Genomic DNA, 21,780 nt, shown 5'->3' with positions numbered 1-21,780 from the left:
CCGAGGTACTCAGCGGGGCAGGTCAGCGACCCTGGGTGGGGTCGGCGACATCGCGGACGGTGTGCTTCGCCCGGTAGCCGGCCAGCCACGCGAGGGCGGCCGGGGCCAGGGCGAGGAGCGGGGCCTGCGCCCACGACGGCAGCGGACCGAGCAGCGAGCTGTCAGCCACGATCGCGTTCAGCACGGCGATCGCAATGCCAACAAGGAACGTTGCGGCGCTTGCGGCCTTCACCTTCGCTTCGACGGGTGCGGCCATGTCAGGACTCCTTCTTGAGAGCGGCAACGTCCGCGCGGAGGGTGCGGAGCTCATTGAGGATGTGGGCGAGGAAGTACCCGGCAGCGTGCTCCTCGCGGCCCGAGCTGGTGCCCTTCGCCGTGGTGCCAATCTCGCCGATACCCATCAGGTTCGCGTGCAGGGCGGTGACCTTGCTGTCCGTGTTCGACACGGGCGCCTCCTTCGGCGGGGCGGTGGGAGTGGTCTTGCCAGGCGTCCACGACGCGGGGTGCTTGAGGCGCTCGGCGACATCGGCGCGGAGCTGGGCCATGTCGAAACCGCGGGGGTCGACCTTGTCGGAACTCCACTCCAGGTGGCCGATCACGGACTTTGCCGACCACTTGTGCGCCCGGCACAGAGCGGCCTGTACACGCACGATCGCGTCGTACTGGGCCTTGGGCCAGGGGTCTTTGCCATCGCCGAGGTTCTCGCACTCCCACCCGTAGAACCGCGCGTTGCCGTCGACCCCGTTGCTGTTGCCCCGGGCCGGCGGAGTCGGGCGGGCGCCGTAGGACTCGGCGGCGACCTGCTCCAGCACCCTGGGGTCGCCGCCGCCGGCGTGGTTCGTGCGGCCCCAACCGACCATGTGCACCCGGCCGTCCTTCGCGATCATTCCGTGGCAGAGGGGGCCGGGCAGGTCGGCGTAGCCATCGCGGACTATCCGCACGGTGGCCGCGGTGCCCGACGAGACGGTGTGGTGCACGATGCTGCCGTTCAGCGGTCCCCACGCCCCGCGGGAGTTCCGGTTGTGGGTGCGCCAGTTGCCGACCTCGAGGACGCGCACACCCTCCGCGCGAAGAGCGGCGAGAACAGCGGCGGCGGACAGGGGTGTTGCCATAGGGGGCTCCAGACATGCGAAGAGCCCCGGCCAACGGCTCGGGGCTCGGAAGATCAGGGGGTCAGGTGGCGGTCTCGTAGGTGAACGAGGCACGGAGCTGATGAGTGGCCGCCCAGGTAAACGGGTTCGTTGCCCCGTTGTTGGACAGGAAACTCACGCTCGTGCTGGCAGGGAAGAAGCACGTCAACGTGGTCGCGGCCGGCGCCACAATGAGCTGCCCAGCAGCCCTGTTGGACCCGCCGAGCGCTTGGGCCATTCCAACACGCGATCCCACCGCGGACGCGGCAGTGAACGGCAGCGAGAAACTCCAGACACCGGCGCCGTAGGTGGTAGTGGAGCCCATCGTGAGCTCCAAATTCACCATGCAGGTGCGGCCCCACTTCATGTACCGGCCGGTCATGCTCCCGTTGCCGAGGGCTGGGTTCGTGGTGGCTGCCGTCCATGTCGGAGTCCAGCCTGTCCAGGTGTCGAACATCGAGTTGAACTGGTCGCGGATTTCCTGGTTCATGACGGCCCCGGTCACGACCTCACCGACGACCCAGGTACGGGGGGCGAACGTCATCGCTATACCTCCGGGGTGGGCTCGGTCGGCGGGTCGGTCGGCGGGTCGGGAACGACCGGCGGTGACGGATTGGCCGGGTCGGCGTCATGCCACCAGTTCCGCAGGTATGGCTTCGGCTGCGTCAGCAGCGCGGCCTCGACCGCGGCGACGTCGTCGGGGAAGATCAGCGCGCACCATCCCCAGCCGCACTCGGTACACCCGTAGCGGGGGTCGGTCGGGCTGACCACCTGTGCGGACCCGCACGAGCAGTCAGCGATCCACCGGTTCTGGTTGACGCGCGCGTAGTAGGTGTCCCCGGTGTCCGAGTCCGGCAGGAGCACGCGGCGCTGCATGCGGTACTCCATCCACCGGAAGACCCGTTCAGCGGCCGGTACGTCGTCCCAGAGGTCGACCGGTTCGGTCGGCGGAGGAAGGTAGAACGCCTCGGCGCGAACGACCTTGATGACGGCGGGCATGCGACTCCTAGTAGGCGAGGCGGGTCGTGGACCCGAGCACGGAATACACGGGATCGTCAAGGACCCACACCGACGTGGTGGCGGTCGACGACGTGTGAAATGAGATCTGGTGGTCGTTGTGGCGGATCGTTTCGGTGTAGCCCTCGACCGTGACCGTCATGGCCGCGGACGGGGCTTGTGAGGGCAGAGAGGTCACTGTGGCCACCGTGCCGACATCGGCCGTCATCAGCGTCCGGTACATGGCGGTGCCCATGGTGAACGCCTGCACGGCCACGTTCCGCAGCTCCGGTCTCGGCTCTGCGTACCGCTGCAGCAGCCAGTTCCCCAGATCGGTGGTGACGAGGTCGCTGGTGGCCAGCGTGTCGACGGTCCGGCCGATCGGTCCGCGGACGGCACGGGACCCGGCATGGACGACTCGTTGCGTGGCACCCCCCGGCCGCGTCACGAGCACCGTGTTCATGACCTTCTGCGTGTCGTACGCCAGGGTTACGTCGCCCGTCTCCAGGTCGGGGTATGACAGGCTGAATGCCGCGGTTGGGTTGTATTGGGTGCTGCGGGCCCGGAGAGTGATCGCGGGGTAATCCCGGTCCGCAGTCAGGACCCCGCCCTCAGTCGCCTCGACCTCCCGCAGGTGATCCAGCCCTGTGGAGCCGAGGGCCGCCTGATGCGCAATGCCCGTAGTGAAGTAGCCGCGGTCACCGTAGTTGATGCCCAGGTAGTTGGAGAGACGCAGAGCGCGCTCGTCCGCAGTCTCCCCGGCGAATCCCGTGGTCCCGCACGTGTAGTGACTGACCAGCAGACCACCATTCATGATCGGGTTGGTGTACAGGGCGACGTTGCTGACGGACCCTGCCCACAGGCTGCCGCCCAGATGGGTACCCCCCACTGTGACAAGGGACAGGTCGCCCACCTGCTGTATCGCGCTGAAGGAGCCGATGCTGACTCCGTCGATGTACACCTCTTGCACGGCGCTGTCGTAGATCACGTGGTGGAGGGTCCCGTTAGCAAGGGACACTGCCCCCACGGTCGTGACCACTGCCGAGGAGTCCGGCAGCTTAGTTTCCACCGTCAGGTACCCGGTCCCGGCTGCGAGGGACAGCAGTACGTAGGCGTCGCCTCCGGTGCTCGACAGAGCGAGGAAGGCGCGTCCCGCGGTGCTGGTGGAGATCCACGCCTCAGCCAGGAAGCTGGTCGATGATCCGCTGCGGAAGTCCGGGCCAGCTGCGCCCCGCAGGTACTTTCCGGTGGACGCCGTCGCCGGAGTGAACAGCGGAGCACCATCCAAGCCCAGCGGGGCCGCCCCACCAGCGAACGCCAGCGTCCCACCACCTGACCCGGCCTGAACAGTGTCCAGGGACAAGGGGCCGACCCGGCCGGACTCGTCGCCCGCCGAGACAGACTCGGCTGGCTCGTCCATAGGCCAGTACGCCTGAGGAGTCCAGACCAACGTCTCCTGCACGAGCATGGGCCGCATCTGCTGTTCCGCCCGGGACAGCACCGCGAACACATCTGTCGCGGTCACGGTGACCGTGGAATAGAGCCCCTCCCACTGCACGGGCCACTGGTTCACCAGCCCCCAGAACCGCGGGTGCAGCTGCGCGCCGGTCGACGAGAACGTACCGGCCGTACCACCGGCCTCGACCTGGACAGCATCGACGTACACCTTGTTCCCTGCGGCAGGGCTGGACGCCGGGACCACGCGCAGTGGCATCACCGAGGCGGTCGCCGTGAACGTCACCACCAACCGGGCATACGCCCCGGCCGTTGGCGAGGCGGCCGACAGGGTGCTGCCCATACTCAGCCGGACTGCGACATCTCCGGCCGCCACCCATACGTACACGCTGGCCGTGTACGTGGCACCAATGGTCAGCCCGTACACGGTCGTCGTGAAGTAGGCATCGGCGGCAGCGGTGTTCCAGGTCACGCGGACCGCTCGTGTCCCGGACTGGACCGGGGATCCGACCGGTGCGATCTCGGCCTGCGACCAGGTCCACGCATTCAGGCTGCCACCCTCGAAGCTCGGGTTCCGCACGTAGTTCGTGTCGGCGGTGGCGACGTTGATCCGGATGGGCACCGAGTCGATCACGTTCGGGTAGTACGGAGATCCTGAATTGCCCGGGGTGAACCGGCCATCGGTGTTGTCCAGACGCAGGGTGCAGGTGCCCGCCTGCGTCTGTGACAGCTCGCTCTCCGCCCCTCGGGTGATGGAGATGCCAGCACTCATTACATCGGTGTACTGAGTGATGTCTGTCCAGGTCCCTTCTGTGACGGATGCCTGGGCCAGCGACGTACCGAATGCGGCCTCTACGGTCACGCGCGTCATGCGATCCTCCCCAGCACTACGGGCTGCCCGGTAGTCCGGGCGTACTCGGCCATGACCTGCTGGATCTGCTTGGCGGTACCGATCGGGTCGGTAACCAGCCCGGTGAACGTGACGTTGACGGTGGTGACCCCGCCCGGGGATCCGCCGCCGACGACCGCGGGCCGGCCGATGACCGGCTGCGCGGACGCGACCCGGTCAGTGACCGCACCGAGGGCACGGTCGAGGACCGGCATCCGCTCAGTCAGCCCCACGGCCAGACCCTCGGTGGAATACCGGCCGAGCTCCGCCATCACGCGCGACGGGGACTTGATGCCGAGGGCCTTCTTGATGGCCTTCTGCATCCCCTTCGCGATCTTGACCATTTGGTCCTCGATCGCCTTCTGCTGACTGGTCAGCCCGGTGAGGAAGCCCTTCCCTGCCTGTTTGCCGCTGTCGTACATGACGTCGGCGCCGGTCTTGCCGAGCTTGTCCGTCGTGGAGTTGATCGAGTACTGGAGGCTGTTGATCTGCTTCAGGGTGGAGTTTGACGCCCCGGCCAGCGCTGAAGCATAGGCGTATCCCTGCTCCGGTCCCATGTTCAAGATCTGCTTCAGCATCGACTTCGCAAGGCCGCGCTTGCCCAGGATCTGGATGTAGTTGGTGAACTGCTTGATCTTCGCCAGCTTCTCCGCCAGCCCGGCCTGAATACTGCCAGCCGTGACTTGCCCCTCCTCGATCCCGAGGCCGGACAGGGACGCGTCCTCTCGGGCGGTGGCCGTCCACTCGGCGGCGTACTTCTTCGCCCCCGCGATCTTCTGCGCGAGCGCGTCCCGCTTCGTGGCCAGCTTCTGGAGCTTGGCCGTGTCCCGGTTGACCATCTGGACCAGCCGGGAATCCTTGCTGGTCTTGACGCCCTCCCACGCCTTCCAGATGTCCTTGACCAGATCCTTTGCCGTCGCGCTGATCTTGGCCTTGGTGCCGGTCAGGCCGATGATGATGCCCTTGCCGACATCGGCCATGAGCGCCTTCATCTTCCGAGACGGAGACGCGATCTCCAGCTCCGCGCGCACACCAGCCGTCACCGCAGCCGCCATGCGCCGAGCAGACGCCTCCACCCCGGCCGTAGACCCGACCATCCCGGCGGACAGGCCACGTCCAGCATCCTGACCAGCAGCAGCCAGAGGCGACGTCATGCCCATCGATGTGCCGTGGTCGTAGACGGTCTCCCCGCCCTTGAACTGGACCAGCTCGGGGCCCTGCTCGCCGACCCACGCCCACTCGCCCGGCGTCGGCCGGCCACCCGTCGCGTAGCCGCCGATGCTCTTCGCGAAGCTGGACGGGTTCTGGCTGGACCGGTAGTTGACCATGACGCTGACGGTCTTGTCCTGGACCGTGGCCAGCGCGGCCTTGGCCTGCCGGACCTTCTCCTGCAGGTCCGAGATCTGCGCCCGGATCGCCGCCTTGCGCGAGTCTGGCACCTTCGCCAGCTGGGACTTCGCGGACGACAGCTTGGCCTGCAGGTCCTCCAGATTCCCCTTCAGGCGTGCCGTCTTGTCTGGGGTGCGCAGGATCTGGTCGGCCAGCCGGCGGGCCTGCTCCCGGTTGAGGCCCATCGCGTCGGCCGACTCGATCAGCCGCGCACGGCCTCGGGCGTAGATTCCGTTGACCTTCTCCCACGACGCCCCGGACTGCCGGGCCTGCGCCGCCGCCTCATCGGTCTTCGCCGCGAGGTCGTTGAGCGCGGTAGCGGCGGTACGGGCCTTCTCGCTGGTGAGGTTGAGCTGCCCGCCCGACATGCTCAGGGCGCTCTCGTTGCCCTTGATCGCCTTGGTGGCGGCGTCCATCGCAGCCTCGAAGCCGATCATGCCGCCGAGACCCTGGCGGTGCGAATCATTCAGCGCGCTGATGCTCTGCCGCAGCCCGTCCGCGCTGGCCTTCTGCGCGTCCAGCTTCGCCTGAACCTGCTGTGCCTGAGCACCGAACAGGCCCATCGACGCGGCAGCCAGCTGCTGCTCGAACGCCTGGTCCGCCAGGGCCGACTTGTACCCGTCGAGCTTGTCGCGCAGCTCGGCCGCCGACATGCCGTTCTTCTTCATGCTTGCGGCCAGCTTGTCGAACGCAGCTGAAGCGAGCTGCGACTTGCCGCCCTGGACCAAACCGGCCAGGGCCTTGTCGACGGCTTCGAGGTCTTCCTTCGCTTCCTTGACCGGCGTCGAGTCCATGCCGATCAGCGACGTCAGGAACTGCTGAGTGGCATCGAGGTTCGACGGCCGAGACAGGACGCGCAGCGAGTCGGCCAGTCCACCGAGATCCTTACCGAAAGCCTTCGCCGCCTCACCGGTCACCTTGCCAGTCCGGGCGAGATTCCCTAGCGACGTCGTCAGCCGGTCGACGTCCGGCGGCGCGGACTTCCCGATCGACGACAACTTGATCAGGCCGAGGACCAGCAGCCCGATACCGGTCGACGCGACCGCGACCCGGGCCGACCGGGACATGCCCAGGAACGCAGCCCGCAGCGTACCCATCGCCCCAGACGCGCCGATCGCCGCAGTGCCAGCCGCCATGATCTGAGCACGAACCAGCACGAACGCACCAGCCGCCAACTGCACACCGCTGATCGCCAGCTTGATGGCCCGGATCGCCACAGCAGCCTGGAACATCGTGGTGATGAATCCGGGCGGCAGCGCAGCCACGACCTTGGCGAACGCGTTGGCGAGCTGGAGCACGCCGACACCCACGTCGGAAGCGGCAGTCAGGATGTTCAGGACCGCCGACGCGATGCTGCGGAACGTCTCGGCGACGAGAGGGCCCTGATCGCGGGCGTAGTCCATGAACTGGGCGAGGCCGCTGCCAACCTGCCCGTCGCCGAGGGTGCGGGTCAGGTGGATCAGCCCATCGTTGGCCCGCTTCAGCGACCCGGTGGCGAAGGCGCTGAACTTGTCCATGGCCGCGTCGAATCCGGGCATGGAGATGCCGCCGCCGAGTACGGTCATGAACCGGTCCAGCTCGACCGATGCGCCCTTCACCATCGGCGTCAGCTTCGGCAGCAGACCGCCCGCCACCGCCAGGCCCTTCGTGAACACCGGCATGGTGTCCTTCGCCAGGGCATCAGACCAGTCCGTGACCCCGTCCTTCAGCGTCGACAGTGCAGCCGACGCCTGACGTGTCGCGGCCGGCATCTTCGCGAGTTGCCGCTGATACGCAAGCTCGGCCTTGACCGCAGCATCCGACGCCTTCCCGCCCTCGGCCACGGCGTCCTCGTACTGTTTCTGCGCCTGCGACGCCTCACCCAGCGCCATCACCTGCGGGATGATCGCCGCCCCGAAAGCGGCCACCGCGACCGCAGCGGCGCCGGTCTGCGCGACCAGCGGGGCCAGCGCTGCAGCGGCAGGGATTGCCGCCGACGCCAGGCCCAACTTGGCCTCCAGCTTGGCCGCCGAGTTCCCCGCGTTGTCGAGCACGCGGGACAGCCGGTCGCGGCCCTCCAGCGTGAACGTCATCGTCGTGGACGCCATCACTCACCTCCGGCGGTGCGAGCCAGATCGGCCTGGTAGCGGGTGACCCACGCAATCGCGGAGGTGAGCTCTTCACGGGACAGCTGATCAATGTCCCGCGGGGTGAGGTGCAGGTGGTGGGCGAGCAGCCACCGGTACGTCAGGATGCTGCCGCGGATCCCTCCGACGGCAGGTCGGCCACCGGCACCAGGGCTTTTGGGCCCGTCTCGGCCACGGCCCAGTCGACGTCGGCCGGGTCATGGGCAAGGGTCCGCATGTACCCGAGCATCTCCTCGAACCCGGCCTCGTCGCCGTCCTTGTCGTCCTTGCGGAGCGTCTCGACGAGGTCGAGAACCTCCTCTCGCTCCAGCCGTGCCTTCAGCCGGCGCTTCCACGCCGGGACATCGAACGCACTGAACCTCAAGGTCGGCTGGCTCCGCTTGCGGAAGACCCACAGCACGGCCCGCATCGCGCCCGGTCGCTGGCTCTTGAGCGCGCGCTCGACGTCGTCCCACTCCAGATCGGTGACCGACTCGACGGCGGCGGACTCGACGGCGGACAGGTCGTCCGTCGAGACCTCCTCGACGGTGCCATCCTCATGGGTGTACGAAACGATCACTGCTGCTCCTAGTCGAGTCGGCGGCGCACGTCGTCCAGGACGCGCGCCATCTCGCGCTCCATGCGCGAACGGTGAGTTCTGACAGTTCGGTCCCACCACAGCGGGGGGGCGGTCTGCGTCACCCACCTGCTGCGGTTCCCGTACACGGGGTGCCGGATACGGCCCTCGTTGATGACCTGCGGCATCCGGCGCAGGTCCGGCGGCAGACGCCCCTTGTCGACCCACACCCGGGCGCCCGGGTTCCCGGACACCCGGACGCTGATCCGAATGGCGCTGGCGATCGTCGCTCGCAGAGGTCGCGTCGTCGGCGACGGGCCGCCACCCCGCCCGGACCGTCCGGGAGACGAGATCTGTAGCCCGCGGATCGCGGATTGCAGATCGTTACGCATCGGCTCAGCAGCCCGCCGGGTCCGCCGCTGCATGGATGCCCGGATGTTCTCGTGGCCGGCCGCCCGCAGCCGCCGCTGTAGTTCGAGGAGTTGGCCGGTGCCAGTGATCTGTACAGAGCCGACAGCCATCGGGCCACCCCCTGCTACAGCGTGATGTCCGTGGACATGTAGGTGATGGACAGCGGATTCGTCCCGTCGTACAGGCCCGTGAAGTTGAGCGTCGGCTTGATGACGTCGAAGCCCTCGACCACGGGCGGTGCGTCGTCGAACCGGATCGCGGGAAGGCTGAACGAGATGCTCTCGTTGTACGTGGGGGCGATCTCGGCGCCGGTGAACGCCCACACGAGGCTGGTGGCCGCATCGCTGGTGTGAAGGTCATCGAGGACCGTGTCGACGTAGTCCATCTCGATCGACCCGGTGACCTTGACCTGGTCGTTGCTGATCGGCTCGGCCTTCGTGCCGGACTGCCCGGCGTAGAAGCGCTCCACCGCCATGCCCCGCTCGAACTTGATGCTGACCTTCCGGATGCCGGACCGGTCCGCCTCGGCCCCGAACACGCCAGTCTTCAGGCCCATCTGCCCGAAGTGGAACGGGGCCATCGTCGGGTAGCTCGCGGTCGCCAGGACGGACGTCTCCTGGCAGTCCTTCGAATCGATCTCGAACGACGCGGTCAGCATCCCGCCGACCTCACACGAGAACTCCGCGCTGACGATCTTGCACCCAATGAAGTTCTTCCGCGTCACCGTGCCCGTGGTGAGCGGCACGCCCTTCTGGATCGTCAGGCTCTTGCCCGCCGTGTCCGCGAGGACATGCGCCTGAAGATACGCATCACTGGTGGCCTGCTTGACCGGGGTGACGCTCGTCCCCATCAGGGTCTGGAGCAGCACCCCCATGCCCTTGGTGGTGACCTCCATGTCCAGCGAGCCCGAGGCCTGCCGCTGCGTTACCACACGTCGGCTGGAGAGCGGCACCAGCCGCCCCGCCGCGATCCCTGCCGACTGCGCGGTGGTCTTCTTGAGCTGAAGCCCTTCCTTCGTGAACTCGATGAACTTCGTCGGCGCGGCGAACGTGCCGTAGGTCGTCTCGGCCGCGATGCCGATCTGGGCACCGAGCCCGGAACCGATCGCCATGTCAGCCCTCCTTCGAGGCGGCCTTCGCCGCGGTCGTCATCTTCTTCGGAGTAGGCAGATCGGCCTTCGGCTCCTCCACGCTCTCCCACGTCTGCGGCTGGCAGAGGTAGCCCTCGAAACGGGCATCGGGCACCTCAACCACCTCGTCGGGCTGGATCGTCTTGCTGCCGAGCTCCGGCACGGTGACCGGCTCGGCGCCGATGTAGCGCACTCGCGCCATGGCGTAACTCCTCAAGTGGGTGGGGTGATCAGATACGGGCGCGGCAGGTCACGGTGAACGACAGACCGGCCAGGGCCCCGCCGTCGCTCTGCTCCTGGACGAGACCGCCAGCAGTCAGGTGCGCCCACTGGACGGTCCCGGACAGGGTCGGCGCGGTGGGTGCGTCGCCGGTGGCACGCAGCGCAACCTCAACGGCTGCCAGGAGTTCGAAGACCGCCGTTCGGCGCAGGGCCATGTCCTTGTCGCCCGCCCGGGTCTCGGCGTAGCAGGCGATGTCGAAGCTCTCGTCGCGGGTGCGCGCCCCGGCCGACGCAAAGTCCTGAGCAATGTCGATGGCCTGATCGGCGCCGGGCGACCAGCCCACGTAGATGCGGTGCCGCTCGGTGAGGTTCACAGACGGCGGGCCGTCCACGATCCTCGCGTCAGCCAGAGCAGGCGCAGCCCGCAGGATCGCGAGCAGCGCGTCGACTGCGGCAGGTACTGCGGACGTAGCCATCACGCCACCCCCGGCGGGACCTTGTACGCCTCTAGAAGTTCAAGGACTCGGTTCGGGATTGCGTACCCGAAGCCAGGAATGGGCTCGGTTACCGCGTAGTCGTCGGCCCCGCCGCCGCCGCGGGCGGCCCCGTACTGGGTACGCCACAGGTGCTGGAGCAGCAGCCTGGCCGCGAGATTGATCGTGGGCGGCACGGTGCCGCGGCCAGCCGTGTACGTGACCGTCCACAGCGTCCCGGCGAACGTGCCCGCCCGGTGACGGACGATGCCGGTCGCCGGGTCCAGCACCACCGAGGACAGATCGAGTGCGCCGCCGGTGCCCACCGTCGGCGTGATCGAGACCAGGGCCACCGCCGGAATCCAGGTGAGGCACAGCGACGCCGCCTTGCCCTCGACGGTCTCAGTGAACTCTCGTGTCTCCACCGGGCCCACTAGGCGCTCAATTGGAGCCGTCAGCGCCTCGATGTACGCCTCCAACTCCGTGTCGTCGGTGGTGGTCTCGATGTCGAGCTGGGCTTTCGCTTCGGCCAGGGTCAGCAGAGCCACGCCCGCCCCCTACCTCGCGGACTTCGCCGCGCGGCGGCCGGACGGCTTGGCCGGGGTGGCAGTCTCCTCGTCGCCCGGGGCCGCCGCGTTCTCCTCGGCAGGCTCCCCATCGACCTCGGTCGCGATGCCGATCGTCAGCAGGCTCTCGGCCTCGGCCTCGGGCAAGTCGATGGTGCCGCCCGCCGGGGGCCAGTCCTGGCCGTTGCGGGTGCCAGACACAGCCACCCTCATACGGACACGCATGAATTCGTCCTCTCGCAGAAGCGGGTGGGGCCGGCCGATGACCGGCCCCACGGGGTCAGGCCGCGTTGCCGGCGAAGTACTTGATCGCGCCGGTGGTGTCGACCTGGTCACCGTCGCCGCGCAGGATCGCCCGGTACGTGATCAGGTCAGTGTTGAACGCGAAGTCGTCGGACCGCTCGAAGCGGATCGTCTCGACCTGCCGCACGAAGTACGTGCTGAAGTCGCCGAACAGGACCGACTTCGCACCCAGGGCGACCGCGGGCATGTTCGGGTCCGTGTACAGAGACTTCCCCAGCAGCGTGTCCGGGGCGCCGACCTGAATCGACGGCTGCCACAGGTACTGGCCCTGCTGGTCCTTCAGCTTCCGGACCTTTGCGACCGTGGCGTCTCGCATCAGCCAGCCGCACGATGTGCTGCTGCGGTACGGGGAGATCACGCTGTACGACAGGTCGATCAGCTCGTCCGCGGTGAAGGCGCCGGCCGCCGCGGTGGTCGCGCCTGTCACGCCGAGGGTGGCTGCGGTCAGGACGCCGTTCGGCTGGTTCGTGCCCGTGCCGGTCACCAGGTGAGCGCCGAAGCCGTTGCCGAGCGCGCGTCCGGCCTGCATGGACAGGTACCCGGCGAGGTCGACACCGGTGTCGTTGACCAGTTCGTGAGAGGTCTGGAGCAGGAACCCGTACTTGTACGCGTCAAGCGGGACCTGCCCGAACGTCGGCTCGTTGTTCGTGAGCGGGCCGGCCTCGGCCACGATGCCCGCCGACGCGCTGTGCGCGGTGGTCTTCGGGATCTGCATCTGCTCACCGGACGCGGTCCGCAGCACCGTCGGCCCAGTCTGGAGAACACCAGACGTCTCGATCATGTGCTGAACCAGCTGGTTGTAGAACGAGATGGGGACGGTGTTCCCGCCAGCCGCAGGGGTGAGCTTGGACAGGGCCCGCATGTCGCGCGGCGTGTCCGCGCCCGGCCGCACCTCGAACGCACGGGAGCCCGACTTGCCGGTCAGCCACGAACGCAGCTGCTCGGACGGATCGTCCGAGGTCCGGGCCTCCGGAGCCGCGGGCTTGTCGAGGAGCTTGGAGAACGCGGCGTTGGCGTCGGCGGCGCGCTGCTCGGCGTCGGCCATGTCCTTGGCCCGCGCGTCGATGGCGTCCAGGTCCCCGTTGAGGCGCTGGTAGGTCTGCTCCTCCTCGGCGGTCAGCTCACGCTTCTCGCCCTCCGCCGTATCGAGCAGGGCCTTGGCCTGCTCCCACACATTGGCGCGGCGCTCCTGGAGACGCTTGATGTACTCAGTCATGGGGTGCCCTCCCGGGGCATGACGACGACACCCTCAGCCGGTCGGCTGGGGTGCCTGAATGGGTGGGGTGGAGAGGTGGGTGTCGCCCTGCCTCAGAAGGTGCGGCGCCGATACAGCTCGGCACGCCGCTGCCGCAACGCCAGCGGCGGGTGGGTGTCGCCCTGCCCGCCAGTCGGCGCAAGATCAATCATGGTGCGCTGCGGCGCCACGAACGGCTTCAGGTCACCGGCCGCCGCCGCGGCCCGGACCTCTTCAAGTTCGGCGCCCGCGCGCTCTGCGAGGGACCGCAGCCCGGTGGACGTGTCCAGGTACGCGGGGTCGTTCACCGGCGCAACGTCGACCAGCTGCCCCGCAAGGAGCGTCCGCACGGGGAATCCGTCCTCGGTCATGGACCAGTCGTCGGCCAACGTGCGGAACGCGAACGACGACTCGGCGACGTCGCCGCGCTGCACCAGCTCGTACACGTCCGCGCGGGCGGCCGGCACATCGACGCTGTAGTCCAGGCCGGTGCCGTCCGTGATCAGCCGCAGCGTGCCCGAACGGCTGGTCCCGAGGAGCATGTTGTTGTCGTGGTTGTAGCGGGCCATCACCCGCGGCCACCCGTCGCCCTCGGACTTCGCGAAGAACCCCGGGTCGATTCGCTCGACAAACCCGCCCAGGTTCCTGGACAGGGTGTTGAACTTCGCGGCGTACCCGCCGATGGTCCTGGTCTCTCCGGCCGCCCGGACCTCGACGAGGCCACGGGTGAACCGGCGCTCTGCCTCGTTCACGGTTTCTCGCTTCCGTCGGGTGGCACGTTCACCAGCGGTGTGTAGTCAGTTCCCTGCCCGTTCGGCAGGGGCTCCAGGTCTTCGAGGTACCGCAGCTCGTCGGTGTTCCGCAGTCCGATCTGCCGGGCGATCCGGTACGTCTGGTACCGGGTCAAGGTGTCCGTGCGTAGCATCGCGTCCGCGTTGAACTGGACGTCCTCGGCTGGGGGCCGCAGCGTCGACAGTGCCTCTTCGAGACGGGCCAGCCACGGGCGTAGTGTCCACGTCAGCAGATCGATGCTGTTCTGCTCAACGGTGGCGTAGGTGAGACTGCCACCTGTCTCGCCGCCGATCTTCTCGGGCGGCACCCCGTAGATTGCGGCGATCTGGTTCGCGGTCGCCTTGATGGTCTCCAGGAACTGGCTTTCGTTCGCGGGCACCGAGATCGGCCGGTACTTCGTGCCGAGCCCCAGAGCAACGACGTCACGCCCGGCCGCAGCCTCCTTGAACCTGGCCTTCAGGATGCCCGCCGTCTCCTTCGAGATCTCCCGATCCGTCTCCAGCACAGCGGCCGGCGTGCTGCCGTTCGAGAACCAGTCGCGACCGAACTCCTCGGCGAGCAAGCCGGTGTCCGTCGTCGTCGCGAAGTACGCGACCGGCGACAATCCCAGGATCTGACCGGGGAGCGTGTACGCCGGGATGTGGAACATCTCGCCCGGTTCCAGGCGCCGCCCCTGGTAGTACCAGACAGGCACCGGCGCGAAGTTATCCGCGACGTGCACGTCGTCGGGGTGCAGCCACTCCACCTGAGTCGGCCACCCGTTCGCGTCGTGGGCCACGACGAGCCCGTACGCGTTGCCGCGCAGAGTCAACGACGTCATGCACCGGTGCAGCCAGTCGTACCGCACTCCCACCGCAGCAGGCTTCTTGAAGATCTGCGGGGTGGGGATCGGCCGCCGGGCCGCGCCCTCGCCCAGGTAGGACTTCAGCGGCATCGACGCCACCGCGTCCGACAGCAGCCTCGTCGCTGCGTACACCGGGGCCAGGCGGAGCGCACGCTCCTGACCAGCACCCGTCAGCAGATGCGCGTTGCCGCCAGACCCCCAGACGTCCTGAAACGAGATCGATCGCGCCGCCGTGCGACGGAAGGGCCACCACCAGCTCATCGGGAACCGCCCTTCACCACACGTTGTCGACAACTTCGCCGACCTCTTCGACCTCGGCACCAAGGCCCCATTTCGCGTTCGTCACAGCCACCAGCGGGCTGATGTCCACGCCTACGCCCCGCCGGGCCCATGCCCACGCATCGCCCAGGGGGCGCTTCTGTGCGCCCGCCAGAGCCGTCGTCAGGGGCGCCTGGTCCAGGTGTGACAGCGACTGATCGGCCACCGCGTCGAAGAACTGGCCGGCCGCCGCCGCGACCTCGCGCGCCTTCGGGCTCACAATCTCCACGTCGAGCTCATCGGCCAGCTCCTTGATGAGGGATCCGGCCGGGCCGCCCGCGTCGACCACCCACGCCCGCGGCTTCCACCGCGCGTGGAGCTCCTTCGCGCGGGCCACGACCCAGCCCATCCCGGGCCGGTGGTCGATAACCTCCACGTGTGTACCGCCGCGCCACGTCCCGGCCGCCGCGATCGCCGCGTGCGACCGCTCCGGCGTCGCGTCGACCGCGAAGGCAACCGCGCCCTCTGGCTGCGACTCGGCAGCCGCTAGGGCCCGCCAGGCGTCCTCTCCGATGACCTGCCACGTATCGGCCCCGTCCGTCGGGTAGTCCCCGACACCAAGCCGCTCGCGCTCGAAGATCCCGCCGCCACCCATGGACAGCCGCTCGTTCCGAACGTGCTCGCTGCTGATACGGATCCCCAGCGCCGGATTCGCGACCGCCCACGCACGGGGGTCGTCGGCGTCGGCGTGGTCCGTACACCCGATGGCGCATTCGGCCCTGTGCGGGTCGACAGACCACTCGAAGTACGCGAGCGACGGGTCAGGCTCCCCAGCCTCCACAGCGGCCACCGCACGGGCCCGCAGACGGCCGAGCTGCACCGACGGCGACCCGATCCCGGCCGAACCGAGGTACCAGATCTGCGGGTTCGGCACAGCGGACATGGTCGGCATCAGCGCGCCCATCGCGTCATCGCCGAGAATCATCGCCTCGTCCAAGACGTTGCAGTCCCCGGTAAAACCACGACCGGACCCACCGGAACGGGCGAGAAAGCGGAGCACCTGCCCAGTGACCAGTTCGACGGCTTCCTCGCCGGTCGTTCGCCGCACCCGCAGGACACGTTTCCGCAGGTCAGGGCATCCCATGATGAGTTGCTCAATCCGCTTGAACGCCACGATCGACGTCTTGAACTCGTGTGCCGAGTGCAAGATGAGCTTTTCGCCGAGGAGAAACAGCCCGGCCAACTCGCGGGCCTCGATCACGCCCCCCTTCCCGTTCTGCCGCGGCACGTTGACGGCGACCTCGAACGCCGACCACGAGCCGTCGGCCCGCTCCGACAGCCCCATGTCGAGAACGTGTTGCTGCCACGGGTCGAGCTTCAACCCGGCAAGCGCCGCCAGTTCGACGGCCTCTTGCCCGGAGGACGAGAGCCGAGTCGACGGCACGGTCGTGATGCGCGGCATCTGCGAGCCACGAAGCGGGGCATCAGGCGCCACGGCGCTGGGCCCGTCGAGCAGCGAGGTCATCGAGCGCATCCCCTTCCGCGGCAGGAGGCGCAAGGTTGCGCAGCTTCGTCAGGACTGCGGTCAGTTTGTCGGCGACGACCGCCTGTGATGTCGGAGCGTCATCGGCGCCGAGCGCATCGAGGGCCGCGGCGAGCTTGAGCGCTACTGCCGAAAGACCAGGAGACACCGAGGTCACACCCAGTTTGTCAAGCTCTTCACGAACTTCGTCGGCGATCACAAGCCACCCCCATCACCCTGCGTTACGTCACCGTGAGTAGCGATGATCTTGGGGTCAGCGTTGAGATTCGGGTCAAGATCGTCTTTGAAATCAGTCGCGCAAAAAACAGGGCGACAAGGGCGTTTGGGTCGCCCGGTCCTGACCTCAAAGAATGGCCCCGATCCGCCCGACCGATCTTGATCGGAGTCGTCGGCCGGACTCAATCGGTTGCCACCGAGCCTCGGTCACGGGCTGCTATTCACTGCCGGTGACGTCGGGTCACCACTGCCGGGATGCCTGCGGCATCGCGCTGCGTGACTGCCCTCGCCGGGCCCGGTACCACCGGGTTGCCACGGCCTTCATGCCTGGCTGCCGCATGGCCTCGATGCGCTGCATGACGATGGCCTCGCCTGGGTCCACGGTGATGATGCGGGCCTTGAGCCGCTTGTACTTGACCAGGGCTCTGGCACTGGGCTGGGTGTGGATGACGTAGACGTCGGTGGTGTCGAGGTGCTGGTACGCCTCGTTGAGTGCGGCGAACCGGGCTCGGTGCACGACCTTCATCAGCACGTCGCCGTGCGCGTGATGGTCGGCGCCGGGGCCGGCCATCGCGAGGGCCATGAGGTCGAGGTCGATGACGATGTCCCGGGCGGTGGCGTGGGCCCGGATGTACGAGGACTTCCCGGCGGCCGGCGGGCCGGTGATGACGTACAGCACGGCTCACCACCTTCGGGATGAGGGCTGCTTCGGCCGCGCCTCGGTGCGGTTGCCTCTCGCGGAGTTGCATCGCCGGTGTGCTGAGCGGGCGTTGGCTGGGTCGAGGAGGCTGCCGCCGCGGCTGAGCGGTACGAGGTGGTCCAGGGTGAAGCTGAGCGGGTGCCGGGCGTCCAGGCCGGGCGGGATGTCGTGCCCGCAGAGCCAGCAGGGTTGCCGCATGGCCTTCACAGCGGCGACGAGTCGGCGGTAGGGGCGCCCGTTGCGGGGGTTGCGGACCACGGGCGCCACCTCCTGCTACAGGTCGTCGCCGAGCACTTCGCGCCGGGCTGCAAGCGCCTTGCGGTTGAGGGCGTTGGTCATTCGGATCGCCACGAAGGTGAGCAGGAAGAAGGAGGCCGTGAAGAGGATCTGAGTGATGGTGCTGACGATGCTGACGTTACGAGTGGCCCCCGCGATAATCAGCGTGATCACGTTGCCGGAAAGCCAGGCGAACCAGATGCGGAACTTCTCGACTCGCACGGCGCTTTGAACTTCGCGGTAGCTCGGCATCGGCTGCTCCCCTGGACGCTGCGGTGAAGGGGATCGTGCCACGGGGGCGTTGACGGTGTGAAGGGAATGCGAAGACCCGCCACGGTGGGGTGGGTCTGGGTTTGTCCGGGCATGCCGGACGTGGGGCCAGCATGGATGATCTGGGGACTGATTGCAACTACACCCGTAGTTGGGGTCCGGTGGCGGGCGGGGCGTCAGCGGCTCGCAGCTCACCGACACGCACCAGGGTGCGGAGCCCGGCGCCCGCCGCCGGATTGGACACGGTACGCCCCGTGGTGGGGCGTGTGTAGTCCCTGGGTATGGCGAGGCCCCGCCCGGGGGGATGTTCGGGCGGGGCCTCGGGTCCGAGTAGCGCAGCAGCCATGAAGCGCGAATTGGGACGCTCTTCACGGTAGGTGCTGGGACCGACAACGGGGGCAGACGCCGCGCTGGCGCCGCATCTCGGCGGTGGGTAGACGGGCGGTAGATGGGCCGGTAGATGGGCGTAGATGCCGGTAGATGGGGCGGTAGATGTGCAGGTCAGGCGGCGGTAGACGGGGCGGTAGACGTCTCCGGGCTGGCCGCGTCGGGGAGGGGCGGGAGGTTGGCCTTGACGACCCCTCGCGTTGGCCCCTTTTTGCCTACCTTGAGCTTCAGCTCAATGGGGATGCCGACGGCCTCCAGGCGGGCCCGCAGATCGGAAACCTTCCATGCCTTCCCGTGGCCCTTCTCCTGGAGGTGCTGAAGCACCTCGGAGAGGTGCATGGCGGGGCGGTCGCCGAGGGCGTCGTAGAGGAGCCGCAGCACGGCATCCCGGGGCGCAGTCGGCGAGGGCTTGGCATCGCCCTCTTCCTCGTCCTCATCGGGAATGGCGCGGACGGCGGCCCAGCACCACAGCGGAACGACGGCCCAGAGGACTGCGGGCCAGCGGCGGACGAGGAGCCACGCCCCGTACGCCCCAGCACCGAGCAGGACCAGGCGCAGGATGCAGCCAAGGATCGCGGCGACGCCGTCGAGGTCGTCGCGGCGGCCGGCGCGCACCCAGGCGGCGGCGTGCTCGGCGAGGTTGCGGATGAGGAGGCGCTGTCCGGCGGTGAGGGTGCGGGCGGCACGGGTCCGCTTGGTGGTCTCAAGCTCGGGCTCCATCAGGCGTTCCCCTCCAGCGCGTTGCGGGCGGACAGCCCGAGGCCGTTGATCAGGTCGGGAAGTCCGTCGAGCATTCCGGCGACTCCGGCGGTGGCACAGAGGATCATTCCGGCGGCCACGAAGCCGAGCAGGCGGCCCTTGTCATCCTTCGAAGCCGCCTTGTAGGAGAAGAAGAGGATCACGAAGAGGAGGAAGACCACGGCCCCACCCTCCGGGGTGAGTTGCCCGAGGGACGCGGTGGCCAGCGGCGTGCCGGAGTCGGTGCCGGTCGTGCTGCTGATGACTTTGCCTCCTGCTCCCCCCGCGGCCTGTCGGGTGCATCCGGCGAGCCAGCCCGCGAGGCCGCCCGCGCAGATGGTGGTGAGGGCGCCGTTGAGGAACCCCTGGGCCATGGCGATGAAGTCCTTGATCGCCCGGCCTCCGACCCACCATTTCCGCAGGTAGACGACCATGATGGCGATGGCGATCAGGCATGCGGCAAGAGTGACGCCGGTCTGCGCGGTGTTCATCGGGTGACTCCCGTGACCCAGGTCACCGGGTCGTAGAGGTGGATGGCGCCGGTCAGCCCCACAACGGACACGGCGAAGACGAAGAGGCGGCGGATCGTGCCGCCGCAGTAGTAGAGGCGCAGTAGGGCCCAGACAAGCGGGGTGCAGGCGAGGGCGTACCCAATGCCCTGCCCCCCTGCGCCCCGGGCCTCAGATACTGCCGACGCCCACGTCGTGGCGACGCTGTACCCGACGCCGGGGATCGGAAGCAGGGCAAGTACGAGCGCACCGGCTGCCTGCCACGGTCGGCCGAACTGGCCGGCCCAGGCGGCAAATCGCTCCCACCGGGTCGGCTCGGGCTCCGGGGGCTGGAGGGTGACGTGGACCTCGAAGGGGCCCTGCGGGATGAAGATCTGCTGCACGGGCGGTGGGGGCGGTGGTGCGGCGGGCGACGGAGCCGGCGGCACAGGTGGCGCAGGCGGGGCCGGTGCGGCGCGCCATGGCGGGACCTCCCCGGGCTCCGGGCCTCGCGGCGGGAGCGGGGTGCCGGCCGGGATGATCCGGGTCGGGGTGATCGGGCGATCAGACATGGGTTCCTCAGTGGAGGAGGGCCAGCCCGAGGGCGGCGAAGGTGAGGATGAGTGCGACGGTCCCGGTGATGCGGGGGATGTCGTGCGCCACGACGGCGCAGAGGGCGAGCAGCGAGCACGCGGTGGCGAGCGGGAAGAGCCAGCCGAGGATGGTCATGGCGCGCTGCCTGGCTTGGTGGCGCATGTGGTGGCGTCGGGGTAGTAGACGGCGAATTCCTCGGCGTGCGCCATAAGGCGCGCGGCGGTGGCGCGCAGCTCCGCGTACCAGCGCCGCGCTGTCTCTTCGTCGACCGGGGTGTACGCGGGCCGCGCGTCGTCGATGGCCTGACCTGCGGCGCTGAGCTGGCTCATGGCGCTTTCGGTCTGCGCCACCCGGGCGGCGAACTTCTCGACGCGGGTCTGAGGCGGCGCTTCGGGGGTCGCAAGGTCGCGGCGCACGGTGTCTTTGGAAATGCCGAGCTGCGCCGCGATGGCTCGGTTCGATGCGCCATCCTGCGCCAGCTGGCGCACCTGAGCGCGCCGCTGCGCCACGGTGGGTGAGCCGGTCACTGGCTGACCCCCTGGGCGATGAGGCGGAGGAGCGCCGCGTACTCGCCGCGGGTCTGGTTGGGGCGGACGGGCGGAGCGGCGGCGAGGAGGTCCTGCTCGGCGTCGAACGCGGCCTCGGTGGGGGCGCTCACTGGGTACGGCCCTTGCCGGACTTGCGAACGCGGCGCAACGCTTCGTCCATGTCGGGGTCGCTGTCGCCGGGGTGGTGCAGCTGGACGCGCGCAGGGGTGCGCGTGGAATGATCGGCCATGGCCGATGCCTCCTGGTCTAGTCAGGATGGTGTTCGGTCGGGGGTCGGGCGACGCGCGCGCCTCAGGTGTTCCAGCACCTGAGAGCTGTTGCCCGACCCCGCTTCTATTCGGTTGTGGAGCCTTTCGGCCCGTTTTTCTTGATCGCCTTGTCGATGGCGTTCCAGCTCTTCCCCAGCTCCCGGGCGACGTCCGCCACGGTGCCGAGTTCGGCTACGCCGTCGAGCAGGGCAAGCGCTCTTCGTTTGGCGGATTCGGACACGAGAAGTTGGAGCTGTTCCAGCAGCTCGTCTTCCGCTCGGACCCGCTCCCGCCACGGGATCGCGTTCACGAACTCACCGTATCTAACCCGGGGTTAGATCGGCAAGGCTACGCGGCGAGTTGGCCGGAGTAGTACCGGCCGCAGGCTGAGCAGATGAGGTGCGGGAGTGCCCCGTCGCCGCCGTGGAGCCGGATTTCGCCGCCGCAGGAGCACGGGAGGTCGACTGCGGCGCTGAGCCGGGTGAGCTGGAGTGCTCGCTCAATGCGGCTCAGGGCATCTCGGCCGGTCGCCTCGATGAGCAGCCGGGCCCGGTCGGGAAGCGGCCGGAACGGGCCAGCCGCGCCGGTAACACGGCCGTAGAGCCAGAGCGCGGCGTACTGCGCCTGGGGCCGGCGGCCGGTCCACCGCCACCGCCGCGGGTCGCGGGCGCTCCGAAGCCGGGCCAACTCGTCGCCGGTCGGGGCGACCTGCACCACCTCGGCCACCACGTCGGCGCAGTCGAGCAGCTGGCCGTGGACGGCCTGCATGGTGTCGAGGATGTCGATGCGGCAGGGGGCGGGGGACTCCCCCGTGCCGGAGCCGTCGCGTGCGCCGCGCTGGGGGGTGTCGTCGAGACCGCGGTCGCGGATGTGGGTGGTCATGCGGCCGGCGGGGGGCCAGGTGTCGCCTTGCTGGGTGGTGAGGGCGTCGGCGAGTTCGGGCCAGGTGGTGATGATGGCGTGCAGGTCGTGCGCGGCGGTCACGGATGGCTCCTGTGG

The 21,780-nt window shown here is 68.7% G+C and carries 30 protein-coding genes; all 30 read right to left on the bottom strand.

Features of this window, described 5'->3' with window-relative positions; translation table 11 throughout:
* Nucleotides 1-22 precede the first annotated feature (22 nt).
* The gene (locus tag OG842_RS27330) at nucleotides 23-256 is read right to left on the bottom strand and encodes a holin (protein ID WP_266737189.1); all 234 of its coding nucleotides are present in this window, start codon (nucleotides 254-256) and stop codon (nucleotides 23-25) included.
* Nucleotide 257: 1 nt separating this feature from the next.
* Nucleotides 258-1,112: an N-acetylmuramoyl-L-alanine amidase gene (locus OG842_RS27325; protein ID WP_266737190.1), complete on the bottom strand. Its 855-nt coding sequence runs from the start codon at nucleotides 1,110-1,112 to the stop codon at nucleotides 258-260.
* A gap of 61 nt (nucleotides 1,113-1,173) precedes the next feature.
* Complete coding sequence (locus tag OG842_RS27320; RefSeq protein WP_266737191.1) at nucleotides 1,174-1,674, bottom strand: hypothetical protein; 501 nt, start codon at nucleotides 1,672-1,674, stop codon at nucleotides 1,174-1,176.
* Nucleotides 1,675-1,676: 2 nt separating this feature from the next.
* Nucleotides 1,677-2,129 (bottom strand): hypothetical protein, encoded by a 453-nt coding sequence (locus OG842_RS27315; protein WP_266737192.1) that lies wholly within the window; start codon nucleotides 2,127-2,129, stop codon nucleotides 1,677-1,679.
* A 7-nt stretch (nucleotides 2,130-2,136) separates the two neighbouring features.
* Nucleotides 2,137-4,452 (bottom strand): phage head spike fiber domain-containing protein, encoded by a 2,316-nt coding sequence (locus OG842_RS27310; protein ID WP_266737193.1) that lies wholly within the window; start codon nucleotides 4,450-4,452, stop codon nucleotides 2,137-2,139.
* Entirely contained in the window at nucleotides 4,449-7,946 is a 3,498-nt protein-coding gene (locus OG842_RS27305; RefSeq protein WP_266737194.1) for a hypothetical protein, read from the bottom strand. Before OG842_RS27305 ends, OG842_RS27310 begins: the two co-directional genes overlap by 4 nt.
* A 139-nt stretch (nucleotides 7,947-8,085) precedes the next feature.
* A complete protein-coding gene (locus tag OG842_RS27300) occupies nucleotides 8,086-8,544 on the bottom strand; it encodes a hypothetical protein (protein WP_266733349.1) in 459 nt (152 codons plus the stop codon).
* An 8-nt stretch (nucleotides 8,545-8,552) separates the two neighbouring features.
* A complete protein-coding gene (locus OG842_RS27295; protein WP_266733347.1) occupies nucleotides 8,553-8,795 on the bottom strand; it encodes a hypothetical protein in 243 nt (80 codons plus the stop codon).
* 281 nt (nucleotides 8,796-9,076) lie between these two features.
* A complete protein-coding gene (locus tag OG842_RS27290; RefSeq protein WP_328512557.1) occupies nucleotides 9,077-10,063 on the bottom strand; it encodes a phage tail tube protein in 987 nt (328 codons plus the stop codon).
* A gap of 1 nt (nucleotide 10,064) precedes the next feature.
* Nucleotides 10,065-10,283, bottom strand: a complete 219-nt coding sequence (locus OG842_RS27285) for a hypothetical protein (RefSeq protein ID WP_266733343.1) — start codon at nucleotides 10,281-10,283, stop codon at nucleotides 10,065-10,067.
* 28 nt (nucleotides 10,284-10,311) lie between these two features.
* Nucleotides 10,312-10,779, bottom strand: coding sequence for a hypothetical protein (locus OG842_RS27280; protein WP_266733341.1), 468 nt, complete (start codon nucleotides 10,777-10,779; stop codon nucleotides 10,312-10,314).
* Nucleotides 10,779-11,324 (bottom strand): head-tail connector protein, encoded by a 546-nt coding sequence (locus OG842_RS27275; RefSeq protein WP_266733339.1) that lies wholly within the window; start codon nucleotides 11,322-11,324, stop codon nucleotides 10,779-10,781. Before OG842_RS27275 ends, OG842_RS27280 begins: the two co-directional genes overlap by 1 nt.
* A 9-nt stretch (nucleotides 11,325-11,333) precedes the next feature.
* Nucleotides 11,334-11,543, bottom strand: a complete 210-nt coding sequence (locus OG842_RS27270; protein ID WP_266733338.1) for a hypothetical protein — start codon at nucleotides 11,541-11,543, stop codon at nucleotides 11,334-11,336.
* A gap of 79 nt (nucleotides 11,544-11,622) precedes the next feature.
* On the bottom strand, nucleotides 11,623-12,861 hold the full coding sequence (locus OG842_RS27265; RefSeq protein WP_266733336.1) for a phage major capsid protein: 1,239 nt from the start codon (nucleotides 12,859-12,861) through the stop codon (nucleotides 11,623-11,625).
* Between the two features lie 92 nt (nucleotides 12,862-12,953).
* On the bottom strand, nucleotides 12,954-13,631 hold the full coding sequence (locus tag OG842_RS27260; protein WP_266733334.1) for an HK97 family phage prohead protease: 678 nt from the start codon (nucleotides 13,629-13,631) through the stop codon (nucleotides 12,954-12,956).
* A complete protein-coding gene (locus OG842_RS27255) occupies nucleotides 13,628-14,776 on the bottom strand; it encodes a phage portal protein (RefSeq protein ID WP_266733332.1) in 1,149 nt (382 codons plus the stop codon). The genes OG842_RS27260 and OG842_RS27255 overlap by 4 nt, the downstream gene beginning before the upstream one ends.
* A 13-nt stretch (nucleotides 14,777-14,789) precedes the next feature.
* Nucleotides 14,790-16,298 carry a terminase gene (locus OG842_RS27250; protein WP_266733330.1) on the bottom strand — a complete coding sequence of 503 codons (1,509 nt, stop codon included), beginning with the start codon at nucleotides 16,296-16,298 and terminating at the stop codon, nucleotides 14,790-14,792.
* Complete coding sequence (locus OG842_RS27245) at nucleotides 16,258-16,515, bottom strand: hypothetical protein (protein WP_266733329.1); 258 nt, start codon at nucleotides 16,513-16,515, stop codon at nucleotides 16,258-16,260. The genes OG842_RS27250 and OG842_RS27245 overlap by 41 nt, the downstream gene beginning before the upstream one ends.
* Nucleotides 16,516-16,773: 258 nt before the next feature.
* Nucleotides 16,774-17,211 carry a hypothetical protein gene (locus OG842_RS27240; protein ID WP_266733328.1) on the bottom strand — a complete coding sequence of 146 codons (438 nt, stop codon included), beginning with the start codon at nucleotides 17,209-17,211 and terminating at the stop codon, nucleotides 16,774-16,776.
* Between the two features lie 3 nt (nucleotides 17,212-17,214).
* Nucleotides 17,215-17,490, bottom strand: a complete 276-nt coding sequence (locus OG842_RS27235) for an HNH endonuclease (RefSeq protein ID WP_266733327.1) — start codon at nucleotides 17,488-17,490, stop codon at nucleotides 17,215-17,217.
* Nucleotides 17,491-17,505: 15 nt separating this feature from the next.
* Nucleotides 17,506-17,760: a hypothetical protein gene (locus tag OG842_RS27230; protein WP_266733326.1), complete on the bottom strand. Its 255-nt coding sequence runs from the start codon at nucleotides 17,758-17,760 to the stop codon at nucleotides 17,506-17,508.
* 519 nt (nucleotides 17,761-18,279) lie between these two features.
* Nucleotides 18,280-18,885 carry a hypothetical protein gene (locus tag OG842_RS27225; RefSeq protein WP_266733325.1) on the bottom strand — a complete coding sequence of 202 codons (606 nt, stop codon included), beginning with the start codon at nucleotides 18,883-18,885 and terminating at the stop codon, nucleotides 18,280-18,282.
* Nucleotides 18,885-19,394, bottom strand: coding sequence for a hypothetical protein (locus tag OG842_RS27220; protein ID WP_266733323.1), 510 nt, complete (start codon nucleotides 19,392-19,394; stop codon nucleotides 18,885-18,887). The genes OG842_RS27225 and OG842_RS27220 overlap by 1 nt, the downstream gene beginning before the upstream one ends.
* On the bottom strand, nucleotides 19,391-19,963 hold the full coding sequence (locus tag OG842_RS27215) for a hypothetical protein (protein WP_266733321.1): 573 nt from the start codon (nucleotides 19,961-19,963) through the stop codon (nucleotides 19,391-19,393). The genes OG842_RS27220 and OG842_RS27215 overlap by 4 nt, the downstream gene beginning before the upstream one ends.
* Nucleotides 19,964-19,970: 7 nt before the next feature.
* Nucleotides 19,971-20,120, bottom strand: a complete 150-nt coding sequence (locus OG842_RS27210) for a hypothetical protein (protein ID WP_266733320.1) — start codon at nucleotides 20,118-20,120, stop codon at nucleotides 19,971-19,973.
* Entirely contained in the window at nucleotides 20,117-20,512 is a 396-nt protein-coding gene (locus OG842_RS27205) for a helix-turn-helix domain-containing protein (RefSeq protein ID WP_266733318.1), read from the bottom strand. The genes OG842_RS27210 and OG842_RS27205 overlap by 4 nt, the downstream gene beginning before the upstream one ends.
* The gene (locus OG842_RS27200; RefSeq protein ID WP_328512556.1) at nucleotides 20,509-20,643 is read right to left on the bottom strand and encodes a hypothetical protein; all 135 of its coding nucleotides are present in this window, start codon (nucleotides 20,641-20,643) and stop codon (nucleotides 20,509-20,511) included. The genes OG842_RS27205 and OG842_RS27200 overlap by 4 nt, the downstream gene beginning before the upstream one ends.
* Nucleotides 20,640-20,762 (bottom strand): hypothetical protein, encoded by a 123-nt coding sequence (locus tag OG842_RS27195; RefSeq protein ID WP_266733315.1) that lies wholly within the window; start codon nucleotides 20,760-20,762, stop codon nucleotides 20,640-20,642. Before OG842_RS27195 ends, OG842_RS27200 begins: the two co-directional genes overlap by 4 nt.
* A 104-nt stretch (nucleotides 20,763-20,866) precedes the next feature.
* Nucleotides 20,867-21,091, bottom strand: a complete 225-nt coding sequence (locus tag OG842_RS27190) for a hypothetical protein (protein WP_266733313.1) — start codon at nucleotides 21,089-21,091, stop codon at nucleotides 20,867-20,869.
* Nucleotides 21,092-21,129: 38 nt separating this feature from the next.
* Complete coding sequence (locus OG842_RS27185) at nucleotides 21,130-21,765, bottom strand: hypothetical protein (RefSeq protein WP_266733311.1); 636 nt, start codon at nucleotides 21,763-21,765, stop codon at nucleotides 21,130-21,132.
* Nucleotides 21,766-21,780 lie beyond the last annotated feature (15 nt).

This window comes from Streptomyces sp. NBC_00376 (assembly GCF_036077095.1).
GTDB lineage: Bacteria > Actinomycetota > Actinomycetes > Streptomycetales > Streptomycetaceae > Streptomyces.
This window is presented reverse-complemented; position numbering and strand designations above follow the sequence as displayed.